Source organism: Rhizobium sophoriradicis, from assembly GCF_025200795.1.
Taxonomy (GTDB): domain Bacteria; phylum Pseudomonadota; class Alphaproteobacteria; order Rhizobiales; family Rhizobiaceae; genus Rhizobium; species Rhizobium sophoriradicis.
This window is the reverse complement of record NZ_CP104155.1, coordinates 355,862-372,684: the sequence shown is the minus strand read 5'-3', so window position 1 is coordinate 372,684 and position 16,823 is coordinate 355,862. Positions and strand designations below refer to the sequence as shown.

Annotated in this window: 16 protein-coding genes; all 16 read left to right on the top strand. The window is 61.2% G+C overall.

Annotation, left to right across the window (positions count from 1 at the left end; genetic code table 11):
- Nucleotides 1-3: 3 nt before the first annotated feature.
- The 16 genes from N2597_RS30305 to N2597_RS30230 all read left to right on the top strand — a co-directional run bounded on the left by N2597_RS30305 (nt 4) and on the right by N2597_RS30230 (nt 16,818).
- Nucleotides 4-843, top strand: coding sequence for a transketolase (locus N2597_RS30305; RefSeq protein ID WP_183598147.1), 840 nt, complete (start codon nt 4-6; stop codon nt 841-843).
- A complete protein-coding gene (locus N2597_RS30300; RefSeq protein ID WP_183598145.1) occupies nt 840-1,877 on the top strand; it encodes a transketolase family protein in 1,038 nt (345 codons plus the stop codon). Before N2597_RS30305 ends, N2597_RS30300 begins: the two co-directional genes overlap by 4 nt.
- Nucleotides 1,878-1,936: 59 nt before the next feature.
- The gene (locus tag N2597_RS30295; protein ID WP_183598143.1) at nt 1,937-2,944 is read left to right on the top strand and encodes a TRAP transporter substrate-binding protein; all 1,008 of its coding nucleotides are present in this window, start codon (nt 1,937-1,939) and stop codon (nt 2,942-2,944) included.
- A gap of 26 nt (nt 2,945-2,970) precedes the next feature.
- Nucleotides 2,971-3,501 (top strand): TRAP transporter small permease, encoded by a 531-nt coding sequence (locus N2597_RS30290; RefSeq protein WP_037113449.1) that lies wholly within the window; start codon nt 2,971-2,973, stop codon nt 3,499-3,501.
- Nucleotides 3,498-4,757, top strand: a complete 1,260-nt coding sequence (locus N2597_RS30285; protein WP_183598141.1) for a TRAP transporter large permease subunit — start codon at nt 3,498-3,500, stop codon at nt 4,755-4,757. Before N2597_RS30290 ends, N2597_RS30285 begins: the two co-directional genes overlap by 4 nt.
- Nucleotides 4,758-4,767: 10 nt before the next feature.
- The gene (locus N2597_RS30280; protein WP_183598139.1) at nt 4,768-6,270 is read left to right on the top strand and encodes a sugar ABC transporter ATP-binding protein; all 1,503 of its coding nucleotides are present in this window, start codon (nt 4,768-4,770) and stop codon (nt 6,268-6,270) included.
- Nucleotides 6,267-7,277 carry an ABC transporter permease gene (locus N2597_RS30275; RefSeq protein ID WP_077989615.1) on the top strand — a complete coding sequence of 337 codons (1,011 nt, stop codon included), beginning with the start codon at nt 6,267-6,269 and terminating at the stop codon, nt 7,275-7,277. The genes N2597_RS30280 and N2597_RS30275 overlap by 4 nt, the downstream gene beginning before the upstream one ends.
- A gap of 40 nt (nt 7,278-7,317) precedes the next feature.
- Nucleotides 7,318-8,295: a substrate-binding domain-containing protein gene (locus tag N2597_RS30270; RefSeq protein WP_183598137.1), complete on the top strand. Its 978-nt coding sequence runs from the start codon at nt 7,318-7,320 to the stop codon at nt 8,293-8,295.
- A gap of 65 nt (nt 8,296-8,360) precedes the next feature.
- Nucleotides 8,361-9,254: an amidohydrolase family protein gene (locus N2597_RS30265; protein WP_077989616.1), complete on the top strand. Its 894-nt coding sequence runs from the start codon at nt 8,361-8,363 to the stop codon at nt 9,252-9,254.
- 259 nt (nt 9,255-9,513) lie between these two features.
- A complete protein-coding gene (locus N2597_RS30260) occupies nt 9,514-10,647 on the top strand; it encodes a transporter substrate-binding domain-containing protein (protein WP_077989770.1) in 1,134 nt (377 codons plus the stop codon).
- A gap of 1 nt (nt 10,648) precedes the next feature.
- Nucleotides 10,649-11,272 carry an ANTAR domain-containing response regulator gene (locus tag N2597_RS30255; RefSeq protein ID WP_077989617.1) on the top strand — a complete coding sequence of 208 codons (624 nt, stop codon included), beginning with the start codon at nt 10,649-10,651 and terminating at the stop codon, nt 11,270-11,272.
- A gap of 188 nt (nt 11,273-11,460) precedes the next feature.
- Nucleotides 11,461-12,306 (top strand): nitrilase family protein, encoded by an 846-nt coding sequence (locus tag N2597_RS30250; protein ID WP_183598135.1) that lies wholly within the window; start codon nt 11,461-11,463, stop codon nt 12,304-12,306.
- Nucleotides 12,307-12,335: 29 nt separating this feature from the next.
- Nucleotides 12,336-13,484, top strand: coding sequence for a substrate-binding protein (locus N2597_RS30245; protein ID WP_183598133.1), 1,149 nt, complete (start codon nt 12,336-12,338; stop codon nt 13,482-13,484).
- 50 nt (nt 13,485-13,534) lie between these two features.
- Complete coding sequence (locus N2597_RS30240) at nt 13,535-14,368, top strand: branched-chain amino acid ABC transporter permease (protein WP_077989620.1); 834 nt, start codon at nt 13,535-13,537, stop codon at nt 14,366-14,368.
- Nucleotides 14,355-16,118 (top strand): branched-chain amino acid ABC transporter ATP-binding protein/permease, encoded by a 1,764-nt coding sequence (locus N2597_RS30235; RefSeq protein ID WP_183598131.1) that lies wholly within the window; start codon nt 14,355-14,357, stop codon nt 16,116-16,118. The genes N2597_RS30240 and N2597_RS30235 overlap by 14 nt, the downstream gene beginning before the upstream one ends.
- On the top strand, nt 16,111-16,818 hold the full coding sequence (locus N2597_RS30230) for an ABC transporter ATP-binding protein (RefSeq protein ID WP_077989622.1): 708 nt from the start codon (nt 16,111-16,113) through the stop codon (nt 16,816-16,818). Before N2597_RS30235 ends, N2597_RS30230 begins: the two co-directional genes overlap by 8 nt.
- Nucleotides 16,819-16,823: the final 5 nt, after the last annotated feature.

Here is a 16,823-nt window from a genome sequence, read left to right as displayed (position 1 = left end):
GACATGAGCCAGATCGGCCACAATATCAGCCTGACAGAGCGCGCCCGGCGCATCCGCCGTCACGCACTGCGCATGGGGGAAGTGCAGGGGCAGGGTTACATCGCCCAGGCGCTCGGCGTCGCCGACGTCCTTGCCGTATCCTACTTCCACGCCACGAACTACCGGCCGGAAGATCCGGAATGGGAAGGCCGCGACAGGTTCCTGTTGTCGATCGGCCACTATGCGATCGCGCTTTACGCAGCTCTGATCGAAGCCAAGATCATTCCCGAGGACGAGTTGGAGACCTACGGCACGGATGACAGCCGGCTGCCGATGTCCGGCATGGCCGCCTACACGCCTGGCATGGAAATCACCGGCGGATCGCTCGGACACGGACTTGGGATCGCGGTCGGCATGGCCTTGGCGCTGAAGCGGAAGAAGTCCTCTTCCTTTGTTTATAATCTGTTTTCCGACGGCGAACTCGATGAAGGTTCGACCTGGGAGGCCGCGATGTCGGGGGGCTCCTACAAGCTCGACAACCTGATCGGCATCGTCGACGTCAATCAGATGCAGGCCGACGGCCCCTCGATCGGCGTGCTCAATTTCGAACCGCTTGGCCCCAAATTCGAAGCCTTCGGCTGGTTCGTCCAGCGGGTCGACGGCAACGATATCGATGCGCTCGTAAAGGCGTTCGACGCCGCTCGTCACCACGCCGAGCCCAAGCCTCGCATCATCATATGCGACACGAAGATGGCGAAGGGGGTGCCCTTCCTCGAGGCGCGCGATCGAAACCACTTCCTGCGCGTCGAACCCCACGAATGGGCCGAGGCCCTCAGGATCATCGATGCGGGAGTGGAAGCATGAGGCGCTCGAAGTACATCCGGCCTGCCCATCTTGAAAGCGGCATTGACAAGCCCCGCCTGACGACGTCGGCGATGATCGCATCGATCGCCGGTCCCGATCAGCGGACCAGACCGGCACCCTTCGGCAACGCGCTTGCCGCCCTGGCGCGGAAGGATGAGCGTATTGTCGGCATGTCCGCCGACCTTGCGAAATACACCGACCTTCATGTGTTCCGTGCTGCCCATCCCGACCGCTTCTACCAGATGGGGATGGCGGAACAGCTGCTGATGATGTCGGCGGCGGGCATGGCGCGCGAAGGCTTTCAGCCTTGGGTGACGACATATGCCGTCTTCGCCTCCCGGCGGGCCTACGACTTCATCTGCCTGGCAATTGCCGAGGAGATGCTTGATGTGAAGATCGTCTGCGCCCTTCCGGGCCTGACGACGGGATATGGGCCGAGCCACCAGGCCACGGAAGATCTCGCAATGTTCCGCGGCATGCCGAACCTGACGATCGTCGATCCGTGCGACGCGAGCGAGATCGAGCAAGCGGTTCCGGCGATCGCCGCCCATAAAGGGCCGGTCTACATGCGCCTGCTACGCGGCAACGTTCCGCTGGTTCTGGAGGAATACGGCTACAAATTCGAACTCGGCAAGGCCAAGCTCCTTCGTGATGGCAAGGACACTCTCATCATCTCGTCGGGCCTGATGACGATGCGCGCGCTCGAGGCTGCCAAACAGCTTCGAAACGACGGAGTCGACGCTGCCGTCCTGCACGTCCCGACCATAAAGCCGCTCGATGAGGCGACGATCGTCGCCGAGTGCCGCAAAGGTGGGCGGCTGGTGGTCGTGGCGGAGAACCACACTCTCATTGGCGGCCTTGGAGAGGCAGTCGCCGGCACGCTGTTGCGTGCCGGCGTCGCACCGCCGGCCTTCCGCCAGATCGGCCTACCCGACCAGTTCCTGGAGGCGGGCGCCTTGCCAACGCTCCATGACCAATACGGCCTGTCGACCCTCAAGGTGACGGAGGCGGTCAAGGCCTGGCTCTCGACCTGACGACGTTGGCCGGTTGAGGAGACGCCGGCCGTTTAAACAAGCTTGTGATGGAGGATGAAATGAGCTTGCAGATGAACAGAAGATTTTTCCTGGCGACCGCCACTGCTGCGCTTGCGGCCCCGGCAATCGTGCTTTCAAGCCGATCCGCCAGCGCTGCCGCCACGACCCTGACGCTCGGCCATGGCGCCGCTCCCGGCAATCCCAGAACCGTGGCCGCGGATAAGTTCGCGGAACTCGTCAAAGAGAAGACCGAAGGTCGTATCCAGATCAACGTCGCAGGCGCCGAGACGCTTGGCAGCGACTCCGCGATGCTCACCAGTCTCAGGACAGGCGCGCTGGATTTCACGGCCAACAGCCAGGGCGCCACATCCGCGATCGTACCGGAGCTCAGCGCGCTCGGCCTACCCTTCCTGTTTGAAAACACCGACAAGGCGATGGCCGTGCTCAATGGCCCGGTCGGGACCGAACTCAATAAGCGGTTCGAGGCGGTGGGCGTCGTTCCCCTGGACTGGTGGGACAACGGCATCCGCCACCTGACGAACTCGAAGCGCAAAGTGACTTCGCCTGCCGACCTGGCGGGCATGAAAATCAGGACGCCGGCCGATCCCATGACGATTGACATTTTCCAGGCGCTTGGAGCGGGCACCGAACAGATCGCCTTCGGCGAGCTCTACATCGCCCTGCAGCAGGGCGTCGTGGACGGGCAGGAGAATCCACTCGCCAATATCGAGAGTTCGAAGCTTCACGAGGTCAACAAGTATATCAGCCTGACGGCTCACAAATGGGAATCCACTCCGTTCCTGATGTCGAAGATCGCGCAGGCCCGCTTGGGGTCTGATTTAGAGGCGGTCAAGGCCGCGGCAAAGGAGGCGGGTGCTCTGCAGCGGAAGCTCTCGAGCGAGAAGGCCGCTGAAGTGCTCGAGAACTTCAAGAAGAACTCCGCCGTCGAGGTGGTGGACGTCGACCACGACGCTTTCGTCAAGGCAACCGCGTCCGTCGCGGACACCTGGAAGAAGAAGCCTTTCGGCGATTTTGTCACCCAGGTGGAAGCGGCTGCGAGGGGCTGAGGCTCCTCTCACGATCCGGAGGCCCCATGAGCAGGTTTTATTCAGCCGTCGATCTGGTCGCCGGTATCATCGTCTTATTCGCCCGTTTGGTCATCATCGTCAGCGGCATCGCGCTGACGGTGGTCACCACGGCGAACGTCGTGGCTCGATACGTTTCGGCGAGCGGGGGACTGTCGTTCGCCCAGGAGCTGCCGATGCTGATGTTTCCATGGTTCATCATCGCCGGAATCATCATTGCGGCCCATGCGGGCGGGCATATGGCCGTCGAATGGCTCTACGAAAAGCTCGACGGCAGTGCTCGAACGACGGCGCTGATCGTGGCGAACGCGATCAGCGTCGCCGCATTTCTGGTGCTGGCATATCAGGCGACCGTGGTGGCCGAGATCGCCGGGGCAGAACACAGCCCCGTTCTGCAGCTTCCGAACAGCATCGGCTATTACTCGCTGTCGATCGGCGCGGTGCTGGTGTCCATCGTCACCATCGCCGCGACCGTCCGCGTTCTTCGCTTGGGCTGGGATCACCGCCTCGAGATCAAGCCCGAGGAGATCGCGCTATGACACTCGTCATGATTATTTCCTTCTGCATCCTCATGGTCCTCGCCGTCCCCGTCGGCTATGGGCTGATCATTGCAGCGGGACTTGGAGTCCTGTTCAACGGTTACGTTCCGCTCTCTGTCGTCGCCCAGCAGGTCTACGACCAGACCCAGTCTTTCCCGATGCTTGCGCTCCCGTTCTTCATGCTTGCCGGCACGCTGATGCTTGGCGGTGAACTGGGGCGTCAGCTGCTGGAACTCGCCTCTCGCGCGATGCAGCGGTGGCGGGGCGGACCGCTTTCGACCACGGTCGTATCCTCGGTCGTGTTCGGCGGTGTATCCGGTTCGGCCGTGGCGAATGCGAGTGCGCTCGGCTCCGTCCTCATCCCCTGGCAGAAGAAGCATGGGTACCCGCCGGCGCTCTGCGCCGCCAACAACGCGACCTCCGCTGTCATCGACGTTCTCATCCCGCCTTCGATCCCGATGATCCTCTACGCTTTGATCAGCGGCGTCAGCGTTGGCGACCTGTTCATCTCCGGCATTGTTCCGGGGCTGATCATGGCGGCGAGCTTCGTGTTCGTCTGCTGGTACGTGTCAGTAAGGCGAGGGTATGCCATTGAGGCCGTGAAGGTCCGCAAGCGCGAGCTGGCGCGGCTGGCAGTGCAAAGTTTCCCGGCAATCCTGCTGCCGATCCTGATCATCGTCTGTCTGCGTTCCGGCCTGGCGACGCCGACAGAGGTCTCGGTGCTGTCGGTCGTTTACTCGCTGCTGCTCAGCATCCTCTTCTACCGTGACCTGACCTGGAAACGCTTCTGCGAAAACATGGTGGAGGCGGGCGTCGCGACGGGCGTCGTCATGCTCGTGATCATGGGCAGCGCGGCGGTCGGCTGGGTGCTGACATTCGATCAGGCTCCGCAGCACATGGCCGAATGGGTCTCGACGCACATTTCCAGCCCGATCGTCATCATTCTCATGATGAACCTGATCATGCTGGTAGTCGGCATGCCGCTCGACATGCCGCCGGCAATCCTCCTGCTCGGACCGATCTTCGTTCCTCTGGCCGATTCCATCGGTCTTGACCGGGTCCAGCTTGGCCTGATGATGGTGATCAACCTCGGGATCGGGCTCTACACGCCGCCGATCGGCACGACCCTGTTCATCTCGTCGTCGATCGCAAAGGCGCCGCTTGGCACCACGACCAACGAGCTCTGGCCGTTTTTCGGCATGGCCATGCTCCTCCTCCTGGCGGTCAGCTTCGTGCCGGCGCTGACGATCTACTGAGGAGCGTCCGATGAGCGAAACGTCCAAGAACGTCATCACCGTCCGAGGACTTACAAAGTCCTACGGTGCGACCCCGGTCCTCAAAGGCGTCGACTTCTCCGTTGCGCGAGGGGAGGTTCATGCGTTGCTTGGCGGCAACGGGGCCGGCAAGTCGACGATGATCAAGATCATCACGGGCGCGGCCGCGCGCAACGAGGGAGAGATCCGCTTCTTCGACAGCGAGGGCAGCGAACGGAGCGAGGCCGAAGGCAGGGCGAAGGTCGCGGTCGTGCACCAGGAACTTGCGCTCCTGCCGCATTTGACCGTCGCCGAAAACATTGCCCTGCCGCATCAAAGGAGAGGTGCGGGCTTGTTTCGGCGTGCGGCCGCAGCGGGACAGGCCTACGATGCGCTGAGGATGATCGACCAGGATTTCGCCGGCAAGTCTCTATACCGGCTGGTGGGCAGCCTGAGCCTCCACGAAGGTCAGATGGTCGAAATTGCCCGGGCTCTATCTTCGGGTGCGGAATTAATCCTCCTCGACGAGCCGACTGCCAATCTCACAACTCTTGAGACGGAAAGGCTGTTTGCGGTCCTGAGGCGGCTGACCCGGGATACCGGTCTGTCGGTCGTGTTCGTCTCGCACCGAATGAAGGAGATCAGGCAGATCGCCAATGTCTGCACGATCATCCGCGACGGCCGCACAGTGGTCGACCGCCAGCCGATGGAAGAGCTGACGGACGCCGGCATCATCGAAAGGATGGGGCAGGTGGCAGCCTCTCATGCACCGCAACGGGCGCCGCGGCCCGACTACCGGTCGGACGCCTCCGCTGCGACGGACACTATTGCCATCGAGGAGGCAGGTTTCAGACTGGAACTGCTGCCGGGCACCGTGCTCGGCGTGGCCGGCGCACCGGCTGGACCGGCGGCACTGATCGAAGCGCTGACAGGCGCCGCCCGGAAGAAGCGATGGACGGTTGCGCGTGCGGGATGGCCGGACCAGCTCCGATCGCCGCGCAAAGCCGCCCGCCTGGGAGCGGGATATGTGACCGGCGATCGGGCACACAAGGGCGTCCTCCACAGTCTTCCGATCATCGATAACGTGATGGCGTCTCGCCGTGTGACCAGAGGCGCGCTCCTCGCCGGCGGCTCTGAAGGGGGCGAATGCCTCGATCTGCTGAAGGCCTTGAAGGTGAAGGCCGGTTCCGTCTGGGATCTGCCGAGCACGCTGAGCGGTGGCACCCAGCAGAAGCTGCTGCTTGCCCGCTGGCTGGGCGTGCCCTCCCGGCTGCTGGTCCTCGAGGAGCCGACCAGAGGCGTCGATATCGGAACCAAGCGTGAGATCTATCAACTCATCAGACAGATGGCCGCGTCCGGGACAGTGATCATCTGGTGGTCCACCGAAAATGTCGAACTGCTGGAAGTCTGCGACCGCGTCATTGCCTTCGACACCGAGGGACGGTGTGCCGGCGTGCTGGACCGCGATGACTTCAGTGAAGAGAAACTTGTTACCTTGACTGGAATGGCCGCATGACTGGGACCAGGGCACACATCGCGCCGACTAAGGCGCCGGCAAAACAAATCAGACAGAGAGAAAGCCTTTTTAGCGCCTACAGGACCGAGATTGCGATCGCTCTGGCCATCGTGCTGCTGGCCCTTGCGGTCGGCTCGCAGGTTCCCCAGGCGCTCACCTGGGGCAACTTCGCCAATATCACGCAGGCCGGTGCGCCTCTTATCATCATGTCGCTGGGCGTCCTGCTCGTCGTTATCACCGGCGGTATCGACCTATCCGTCGGCTCGGTCTTCTCCTTGACCGGCATGGTGACCGCGCAGGCGATGGCAAATGGATTTGGCGGAATCTCGGCAAGCCTGATCGGTCTCGTCGTCGGACTTGTTTTCGGATCGATCAACGGCTTCCTCGTCACGATCGCCGGCCTGGCGCCGTTCGTCGTAACCCTCATCACCTTTGCCGTTGCCGGCTCGCTCGCTTTCATCGTTACCAACGGGCGCTCGATGCCGATTGGCGATCCGGACTTCTGGCTCCTCAACAGCGGCAGCCTGATACCGGGCGTTCCAAATTACATCCTCTTCTGCGTGATCCTCCTGATCGCGATCGAGCTGTTCCTGAAGAAGATGGTGGCGGGCCGCTGGTTCTATGCCGTCGGCAGCAGTTCGACGGCAGCCTATCTGCTCGGCATCCCGGTCAAGCGCACGAAATTCATGGCCTATGTCGCGTCTTCGTTGCTCGCGTCGTTCTCCGGCCTCCTGACGATCTCCTACATTCTCAACGCGGAATCCACGGCGGGATCAAGCCTGATGCTCCAGGCCATAGCGGCGGTCGTAATCGGCGGTGCAAGCCTGCTCGGCGGCACGGGCACCGCGGTCGGCGCGGTACTGGGGGCTCTGATGATCACCGTCATCCAGAACGGCGTCAATCTCATCGGCATCAACAGCTTCTGGCAGGGGTCGGTCACCGGCGCCGCCATTCTCATCGCGGTCCTCATCGACCGCTTCAGCAAGTCGCGGCGGGGGGCCGTTTGACATCAACCCGGCAAAGCCGGTCTTTGGAGGAGGAATGAAAATGAAAAGCACGAAACACGCAGTGAGGTTGATTGCCGGCATTGCAATGGTGGCCCTTTCACTTTCGGCTGCCGCCCAAGCTGAGGAAAAGAAGACCGTGGCGTACCTGGCGCCGTCGCTTGACATCTCCTACTGGCAGTGGGTCGGCTACGGCGTGAAGGAGAAGGCCAAGGAACTCGGCATGGACTATGTCGAGTACACGTCGGAAAATTCGCCGGCCAAGCAGATGGATAATGCCCGCACCGCCGTGACCAAGGGCGTCGATGCGATCGTGATCGGCCCCGTGAGCTCGACGAGCACGCCGCCGCTCCTCGCCTATTTGAAATCGCAGAACATCCCCATCGCGTTCGCCGGCATCGGCCCGCAGCCCGGCCAGACCGACTACACGTCGTCAGTTACGGCAAACAATTACGAGACCGGCAAGGCGCAGGGCGAATTCGTCTGCAAGCTTGCCAAGGACCGCGGCGGCAACCAGGTCGGCATGCTCTCATTGCCGCAGGATCGCGAGAATGCCCAGAAATATCTGAAGGGGGCGGAAGAGGCGTTCAAGGCGAGCGGCTGCGATCTGGCGCAGATGCTGGAGACCAGGGGGCTTACCGTCAACGAGGCGGTCACGCAGGCCAATGACATGCTCACCGCCCATCCTGATATCAAGGCCATTTACGGCATGTATGATGAGGCCGGGACAGGTGCCGCGAAAGTGCTTCAAACCCGCGGTCTTACCGGCAAGGTCGGCATTGCGGTTGCAGACGGCAGCCCGACGACGATCTCGCTGCTGAAGTCGAACGCGATCCAGGGCATCTTCTTCCAGGAGGCGGTCGGACAAGGAATCGACGGGACTCAGCAGGTGTTCAACGCGCTTTCCGGTGCGCCGGTCAAGAAAGACCTCGCTCTCGTGATGCCGCTGGTGACGGCCGATAAGGTCGACGCGCCGGAAGCGAAGGCCGTCATCGCACGGGTGTTCCCGCCCGCCAACTAAGGTGGTTCGGACGCCGGCTGTTCTGGCCGGCGTCCTTTTCGGCAATCTCTTGAAGGGCCGCAGGCATGAAAGACCTCCCGATCATCGATCCGCATTTTCATCTGTGGGATCTCGACAACAACTATTATCCGTGGCTGTCGGACGGCGTGAAACCGTCTGCCTTCGGCGACTATACCGCCATCAACAAGACCTACCTCATCGACGACTTTCTGGCCGACGCCAAAAATCAGAACCTCGTAAAGGCAGTCCATCTTGACGTTGGATACGATCCTGAGGATCCGGCCGGTGAGACGCGGTGGCTGCAGGGCGTGGCCGACAAGCATGGTTTTCCTCACGGCATCGTCGGATATGCGGACCTCCGCAAGCCCGACGTCGCCGATCTGCTCGACGAGCACATGTCGTACGCGAACTTCCGCGGCATCCGGCAGTCGATGAACTATCACCAGGATCCCGCCAAGACCTATCTTACCGAAGCTGGCGTTAGCCGCACGCCGGAATGGCGCAGGGGCTTCAAGGAACTTGCCCGACGGGATCTCAGTTTCGACCTTCAGCTCTACTACTGGCAGATGGAAGAATTTCTCGATCTCGCCCGCGATTTTCCCGACGTGCAGATCATCCTGAACCACACAGGCATGCAGGTTGACGGCCCAAGCCATTTCGAGGGGTGGCGAAGTGGGATGCGCATGCTTGCGCAGGCACCCAATGTGGCCTGCAAAATCTCAGGCCTCGGAATGGGCGACTGGACCTGGACGGTCGAAAGCATCAGACCCTATGTGGAGGAGGCGCTTGCAACGTTCGGTGTCGAGAGGTGCATGTTCGCTTCGAACTTCCCGGTCGACAAGCTGTTCGGCAGCTACGACAAGATCATGGACGCTTTCAAGGTGATCACGGCGAACTATACCGGCGACGAGCAGCTTGCCCTTTTTCATCATAACGCCGCTCGCCTATATCGGATTTGATGCAGGTGTATGAGAATGGGGACCGGCCATAGATAGGGGTCGATGGTTTCCGACATTCGTTGGGTTGCACTCAGCAAAATTTGTACCGCGATTTCCGGGCCGGATTCCGATGTCGTCCCGTCTCCGTCCATTGGAACAGCAACCTGCGTGGTACCCGCTTGCAGCATCCCATTAAAAAGCACTAAGGGTATGGAAGTCGAAGGCGTGGAACTGAGGCATTCACCGCTTTCGAACCTCCAACATGTCGGAAAAGGCAAAGATGACAAGCTCCGAATGGCGGGTGGGAGTGCTGTTTTCCAGAAGCGGAATTAGCGAAGTCACGGAAACCGAGCACTTTCTTGGCACTGCGCTTGCGATCGAGGAAGTCAATGCGGCCGGGGGCGTGCTTGGCAAGCCCATTGTCCCGATCGCCTATGATCCAGGCGGGGACCAAACCGCTTATCGCAATCTGGCACGGCGCCTGCTGGCGGACGATGACGTCAACATCATTTTCGGTGGCTCGATGTCGGCCAGCCGGAAGGCCGTGCTGCCGATCGTCGAGCGGCACAATGGACTGCTGTTTTATCCGTCGATGTATGAAGGTTTCGAATATTCGGAGAATGTGGTGTATACCGGCGCCACCCTCAATCAGAATACTTTCGCGCTCGCAGAATACCTTCTCCGCCACCATGGACGCCGGATCCTCTTCGTCGGCGCGGATTATATTTATCCGCGCGAATCCAATCGGGTGATGCGCGATGTGGTAGAAGCAAAGGGCGGCGAAGTCGTCAGCGAGCGATACCTTCCTCTTCATGCCGACGAACAAACCTTGCGTTCGGTTATTTCCGATATCGTCCGTCTTCAGCCCGACGCCATTTTCTCGACGATCGTCGGCAGGCCTGCGCAGCGCTTTTACCGCATGTATGCCGAAGCCGGAATCGATCGCAAGAAGGTTCCGATCGCCAGCCTGACCATGGCCGAGAGCGAGATTCGTGAGATCGGCGCCGACGCTTGCACCGGTCATATTCTTTCGGCGACGTATTTCCAGACGGTCGAGAACGAGGCGAATGAGCGCTTCGTAAGCGCATTCAAAGCCCGTTTCGGCCAGGAGTTCACCACGAGCGTCTGGTCGCAGCCGGCCTATGCTCAAGTTCACCTCTTCGCCCGTGCGCTTGCCCGGGCCGGCTCGCTCGATACCCATCGGATTTCCGAAGAAATTCTCCTGGAAGACTTTCTTGCTCCAGAGGGCCGGATCAACTTCGACACCGATACCCGTCATCTCTGGCTGCATCCCCGCATCGGCGTGGCGCGGGCCGACGGGCTTTTCGACATTGCCTGGCAGGCGCCCGGCCCCGTCCGGCCGGATCCGTATCTGACGGCGTCGCGGTTCGAAGACGTTTGGTTGGAGGCCTGAGATGGCAGGACCGAGCAGGATCGTTCAGGATCTGCGGCGCGCACGCGTTCTGGTCGTCCATCCGCGCGACGAGGACGGCAACGTGCTGATCGCTCACCTCAAGCGCCTTGGCTGCGAGGTCCGGGCGACCTGGCCGCTTCCGCCATCCTTGCCTCCCGACATAGACACCGTCTTCCTGCATATCGAGGATGTGCATGTCGAGCACGCGCTTGAGATCATCGACCTCCAGCAGACGGCAATCATCGCCATCGTGACATATGAGAGCCCGACCGCCCTCCAGGCCATCATCGATCTCAACGCTCACGGCGTGATCAGCAAACCGCTGCGGCCACTCGGCATCCTGACGCAATTTGCGCTTGCACGCTATCGCCAAAGCTACGAAAAACGCCTCGCCGGCAAGGTGCAAAAACTTGAGGAAACGTTGAAAAGCCGTCGGCTTGTGGAAAAAGCGGTTTCAGCGCTGCGGGCCATGAACGGTCTCGACGAGGAGGCGGCCTACAAGCTCTTGCGCGATCAGGCGACGTCGAAGCGCGTTCCGATGGCGACGATCGCCGAATCCATCATTGCCGCGCAAGACACGATGAAAAGCCTCGGACTTTCCATCGGTGCAAAAAATCAGCCTTAAGTAGCAGCATTTGAACGCTTCGAAAATGCCTGCTAAAGCGGCTTGACGGTTACATTCTTTCGTGCAAGCCTAAAGATAACGAGCGGGTTTGCTCAGCGGCAGGGCTGCCGCATTCACATCATGGCTATGTAGCCTCTGGTCCACGGATTGAATTCCGTGCCAGAGGTTTTTTGCGTTTGGAGACTAGATTGAGCGTCAAGACCTCAACCGCGCGGACGGTAACCGTCGCAACCGTCCAGTTCGAACCGATCGTCGGTGATCGCGGCCATAATCTTGCGGCCATAGAGCGGTTGGCGAGAGCGGCGAAGGCCAAGGGCGCGGAGATCGTCGTTCTGCCGGAACTCGCCGATAGCGGCTACAGCTTCCGTGACAGCGAAGAGGTTGCCGCATTGGCCGGCCCGGTGCCCGGCGGCCCGAGTGCCGAGACGCTCCGCCGCCTTGCCGAGGAGCTTGGCCTTTACCTCGTCAGCGGCATTGCCGAGCAGGATGGCGACCGGTTTTACAACAGCGCTCTCCTCTGCGGTCCCGAGGGATATATCGGCAAATACCGCAAGCTCCATCTGTGGAACAACGAAAACCGTCTCTTCGAAAAAGGTGATCTTGGGCTGCCGGTATTCGACCTGCCCTTCGGCCGCATCGGCATCGCCATCTGCTACGATGGCTGGTTTCCGGAAACATTTCGCGAGTTGGCGCTGGCCGGCGCGGAACTGGTCTGCGTGCCCACCAACTGGGTGCCGATGGCGAGTGCGGAAAGTGCGGCCGAACCGATGGCGAATATCCTGCACAAGGCGGCCGCCCATACCAATGGTCTTTACATCGCCTGCGCCGACCGGATCGGCGTCGAGCGCGGCCAGTCCTTCATTGGCCGCAGCCTTATCGTCGGCCCGCAAGGCTGGCCGATATCCGGTCCGGCCAGTGCCGATCGCGAGGAAATCCTCCTTGCGCAAATCGATCTGTCGAGCGTGACGGAGACCCGCACGCTCAACAGCTTCAACCATCTGCTCGGCGATCGCCGAGCCGATGTCTACGGGTAACATCGACCCACTCAAGAAAGGGGAACAAAATGCAAATGAAAACCATCATCCTGACACTGGCATCCGCGGCATTCGCCACGGCAGCTTTCGCCGAGGATCCAATCAAGATCGGCGTGCCGGTCGGGCTATCGGGCGCAAACAGCGTGGTTGCGCCGTCCGTCGTCCAGGCTGCGGAACTCGCCGTTGAAGAAATCAATGCCAAAGGCGGCGTTCTCAGGCGGCCATTGGAACTCGAGATCGCCGACGACGCGTCAGGTGCTGCCGGCGCGCAAAAGGCCTTCGATTCCCTGGTTTTCCAGAAGGAGGTCAACGTCATCATTTCCATGGAGACGAGCGCTGCGCGCAATGCCGGCCTGCCGATCGTTTCCAAGGGTGACGTGCCATACATCTACACGTCGTTCTACGAAGGCAAATCCTGCAACGCCAATCTTTTCGTCGATGCCTGGGTTCCAGAACAGCAGGTGCCGCCTGTCGTCGACAATTTCATCGGCAAACAGGGTGCAAAGAAGTTCTTCCTGATCGGATCGGATTATGCCTTCGGGCGCGGCATGCTGACCTTCGCCAAGGCCTATATCGAAAAAGCCGGCGGAGCGGTCGTCGGCGAAGAATATCTGCCGATGGACGGCAGCGACTGGACGGCCATCATTTCCAAGGTCCGCTCCTCCGGCGCCGATGCCATCATCACCTCAACGGCCGGCGGCGCACCGAACGTGACCTTGACCAAGCAGCTGCGCTCATCTGGCGTCACCCTGCCTTACGGCAATCTCGCGGTCGACGAAGGCACCGCCAAGAGCATGGGCGCGGATGCCAAGGACATCTTTCTCTCCGCATCCTACGTCACCGGCATCGATAGCCCCGAGAACAAGGCCTTTCTCTCGGCCATGGAAAAGAAGTTCGGCAAGGAACTGCGCACGCCGAACGACCTTTCCGTGCCGCAATATGAGGCGATCTACCTTTACAAGGCAGCCGTCGAGAAGGCCGGCAGCACCGATACGGCGGACGTGCTCAAAGCCCTTCCCGACGTCTCCTTCACCGGTCCGCGCGGCAAGATCTCGATGAACAAGCAGCACCATGCGCCGCTGACTATGTATCTTGGGCAGGTGAGGGACGACGGCAGCGTAGCGGTCGTCGATAGCTTCAAGGACGTCGATCCCGGCGATCAGTGCCCGAATCTCTGAAACCAGCGTGGCGGGGCAGGCGCCCCGCCTCCAGCATCGGAGTTCTAGAAATGACGCTCTTTCTCGATATCGTCAGCACTGCGGCCATTCTCTTCATCGTTGCCGCCGGGCTGCTCGCGATCTTCGGCGTGCTGAAGATCATCAATTTCGCGCATGGCGCATGGCTGACGATCGGGGCTTACTGCGCTGTCGTGGTCAGCGGGTTCGGCCTCAATCCTTGGCTTGCCATTCCCTTCGCCTTCCTGGTCGGAGCGATCCTCGGCGGTGTTGCCGAACGGTTCATCGTACGGCCGCTCTATCGCCGCCCGCTCGATGCCATTCTTGCAACCTGGGGCCTTGGCATCGTCATCGGCCAGCTGATCACGCTCTGGTTTGGCCGTGACGTGCAGTTCACGCCGGCGCTCTTGCCCGGCACCTTCGATCTCCTCGGCACCGGCTACTCGTCCTATCGTCTTTTCGCCATCGTCGCGGCGCTCGCCCTGGGTCTCGGCTTCACCTTGCTGCTCGATGGCACAAGGCTTGGTCTTTCAGCCCGGGCAGTCATCATGAACGAAACGCTGGCGCGCGGACTCGGTATCGATACCGAAAAAGTGCGGCTCGCGACCTTCATGATCGGCACTGGCCTTGCGGCCCTTGCCGGCGTGCTGCTCGCGCCGCTGACCAGCGTCGATCCCAATATGGGCGTCGCCTGGCTGACCGGCGCCTTCATGCTGGTGATGGTCGCAGGCTCTTCCTTTGCCGCGCTTGCCGCCGCCTGCCTCATCTTCGGGGCCGCTCAGGTGCTCGTCAGCATCTATCTCAGTCCGATTCTCGGCGGCATCACCGTGGCCGTCCTCTGCGCCGTCACACTGCGCATACGTCCGAAAGGATTTGCCCGTGCCTAATCGATCGAAACTCCGGCTTGTCCTGCTTCTGGCGTTGGCGCTCGCAGCTCTCCTGCTGATCGTCTTCGGACCGATGTTTCTCGGCCGCTTCGGCCTCAACGTGCTGACGCGTTCGATGATTTACGCCATGCTGGCGATCACCGTCGACTTGCTCTGGGGCTATACAGGCGTTCTCACCTTCGGGCAGGCGGCATTTTTCGGCGTCGGCGCCTATGCCACGGCCATGGTTCTCACGCATGTCGGCGCAAGCCCTGGCCTTTTCATCGTCGCTCTTGCCGCCGCCATCTTCGTTCCGCTCCTGCTTGGCCTCGCCGTCGGCTGGCTGTCGTTCTATCACGGATCGACACCGCTCTATGCCACCGTGATCTCGCTGGTGGTGCCGATCGTCGTCACCCAACTCGTCTTTTCCGGCGGCACCTGGACCGGTTCGTCGAGCGGCCTTGTCGGTTACGAAACCCTCCCGCTCGGGCTTCCCGGCTATTTCCGCCTGGCGGGCGCCTGCCTGCTGGTGCTGGCCGCTCTTGCCATCGTCTTTGTCCGCTCGGACGCCGGCCGTCTGCTCATCGCCATCCGCGACAATGAAGCCCGCGTCGCCTATCTCGGCATGAACCCGGCCCGCTTAAAAATCGTCCTGACCGGCGTTCTCGCCGGCGTATGCGGCTTGGCGGGCTTCCTTTATGCCAACGCGTCCGGTGTCGTCGCGCCAGAGAATACCGGTTTCGTTTTCGGAACCGAACTCGTCGTCTGGACGGCGCTCGGTGGCCGGGGAACGATTATCGGGCCCTTGTTCGGTGCAATCGGCATCGATTATCTGAGCGCCAGTCTTTCGGGCGATCTGCCCTTCCTCTGGCAATTGATCGTCGGTGCGCTCTTCGTCATCATGATCATCCTTTTGCCGGGCGGCCTAGCCTCGCTTGTGACGCGTTTCCTGCAGTCCGCAAACTCCAGCAGCTCACTGACGTCCTTACCCACTCGCATCGTCGCCAAGGAGGCTGCCTCGGCAGGCAACAGCCTTCTGTCGATCCGCGGTCTCGGCAAGTCCTATGGCAGCCTCTCCGTCCTCAAGGGCATCGACCTTGAGATCGGCGCTGGAGAACTGGTCAGCCTGGTCGGCCCGAACGGAGCCGGCAAGACCACGCTGATGCGTTGTCTGTCGGACGGTACCGAGCAGATCGAAGGTCAAGTGGATATCATCGGCACGAATATCGCCGGTTGTGCACCCGAACGGATCGTCGCGCTCGGCGTCGGCCGCAAATTCCAGGTCGCCAGCATCTTCGACAGCATGACCGTCGGCGAATGCCTGAAGATGGCGCGTCTCAGCCGCGAGAGACCCAACCCGATGCGATCGGCTGCCGAGATCATGCTGCCGGCAGCGGCGGCCGAAATCCTGACGCTGACCGGCATGGCCGATATGCTGGAAAAGCCGGTCTCGCTGCTGTCGCATGGTCAAAGGCAGGCTCTCGAACTGGCGATGGTCGTCGCTCTGGAGCCACGCATCATTCTTCTCGACGAGCCGACCGCGGGTCTTACCAAGACCGAGCGCATGACCATCGGCACCATACTCAAAAAGCTGACGGACCAGATGGGTTTCGCCGCCATCCTGGTCGAACACGATCTGGATTTCGTGCGCGAAATATCGAGCCGCATCGTGGTCCTTCACCAGGGCAAGCTCGTTCTCGACGGCACGGTGAATGACGTGGTCAATTCCGAAACGGTTCGCACCATCTACGCAGGAGGCGCTCATGGCTGAGGCGTTCAAACTCAAGCTCAGCGGCGTATCGAGCGGATATGGCGCGGTCGATGTCGTCAACGGCGTGTCGCTCGCCATCCGGCCCGGCGAGATCTTCACCCTCATGGGGAAAAACGGCATGGGCAAAACCACGCTGCTGAAGACGATCCTCGGCTTCTTGCGTGTCGGCAAAGGCAAGATCGAGGTCGATGGTGCCCCTATCACCGACAGAAAGCCCGCCGAGCTGATCGCTTCCGGCATTGGCTATGCCCCTCAGGAACTGCCGCTGTTCCAGGATCTCTCGATCCGCGACAATCTGCGCCTGGCGCTTAAAGGCGATCGGGATCTGGCACCCGCCCTGGAGCGGGTCTACGGCTATTTCCCGTTCCTGAAGGACCGGCTGGCGCAGAAGGCCGGCACGCTTTCGGGCGGGGAGCAGAAGATGCTGATCCTCGCCCGGGCGCTGATGCTGCAGCCAAAGCTGCTGCTGATCGACGAAATCTCCGAAGGCCTGCAGCCCTCCGTCGTCCAGAACATCGCCAAGGCGTTGAGGGACGACCGCGAGAAACGCGGCACGACCATCCTGCTGGTCGAACAGAACCTGGATTTCGCCCTTTCGGTGGCGGACCGCTGGGCGATTCTCAAACTCGGGGCAATCGAAGACGAAAACCTCAATCGTCCAGAGAGCCGCGCTCGTGTGCTGCAGCATCTGAAGATTTAGGGAGC

Coding starts and splice junctions, on each gene's coding strand:
- N2597_RS30305 (WP_183598147.1), top strand. CDS start 4: ATGAGCCAGATCGGCCACAATATCAGCCTGACAGAGCGCGCCCGGCGC.
- N2597_RS30300 (WP_183598145.1), top strand. CDS start 840: ATGAGGCGCTCGAAGTACATCCGGCCTGCCCATCTTGAAAGCGGCATT.
- N2597_RS30295 (WP_183598143.1), top strand. CDS start 1,937: ATGAGCTTGCAGATGAACAGAAGATTTTTCCTGGCGACCGCCACTGCT.
- N2597_RS30290 (WP_037113449.1), top strand. CDS start 2,971: ATGAGCAGGTTTTATTCAGCCGTCGATCTGGTCGCCGGTATCATCGTC.
- N2597_RS30285 (WP_183598141.1), top strand. CDS start 3,498: ATGACACTCGTCATGATTATTTCCTTCTGCATCCTCATGGTCCTCGCC.
- N2597_RS30280 (WP_183598139.1), top strand. CDS start 4,768: ATGAGCGAAACGTCCAAGAACGTCATCACCGTCCGAGGACTTACAAAG.
- N2597_RS30275 (WP_077989615.1), top strand. CDS start 6,267: ATGACTGGGACCAGGGCACACATCGCGCCGACTAAGGCGCCGGCAAAA.
- N2597_RS30270 (WP_183598137.1), top strand. CDS start 7,318: ATGAAAAGCACGAAACACGCAGTGAGGTTGATTGCCGGCATTGCAATG.
- N2597_RS30265 (WP_077989616.1), top strand. CDS start 8,361: ATGAAAGACCTCCCGATCATCGATCCGCATTTTCATCTGTGGGATCTC.
- N2597_RS30260 (WP_077989770.1), top strand. CDS start 9,514: ATGACAAGCTCCGAATGGCGGGTGGGAGTGCTGTTTTCCAGAAGCGGA.
- N2597_RS30255 (WP_077989617.1), top strand. CDS start 10,649: ATGGCAGGACCGAGCAGGATCGTTCAGGATCTGCGGCGCGCACGCGTT.
- N2597_RS30245 (WP_183598133.1), top strand. CDS start 12,336: ATGCAAATGAAAACCATCATCCTGACACTGGCATCCGCGGCATTCGCC.
- N2597_RS30240 (WP_077989620.1), top strand. CDS start 13,535: ATGACGCTCTTTCTCGATATCGTCAGCACTGCGGCCATTCTCTTCATC.
- N2597_RS30230 (WP_077989622.1), top strand. CDS start 16,111: ATGGCTGAGGCGTTCAAACTCAAGCTCAGCGGCGTATCGAGCGGATAT.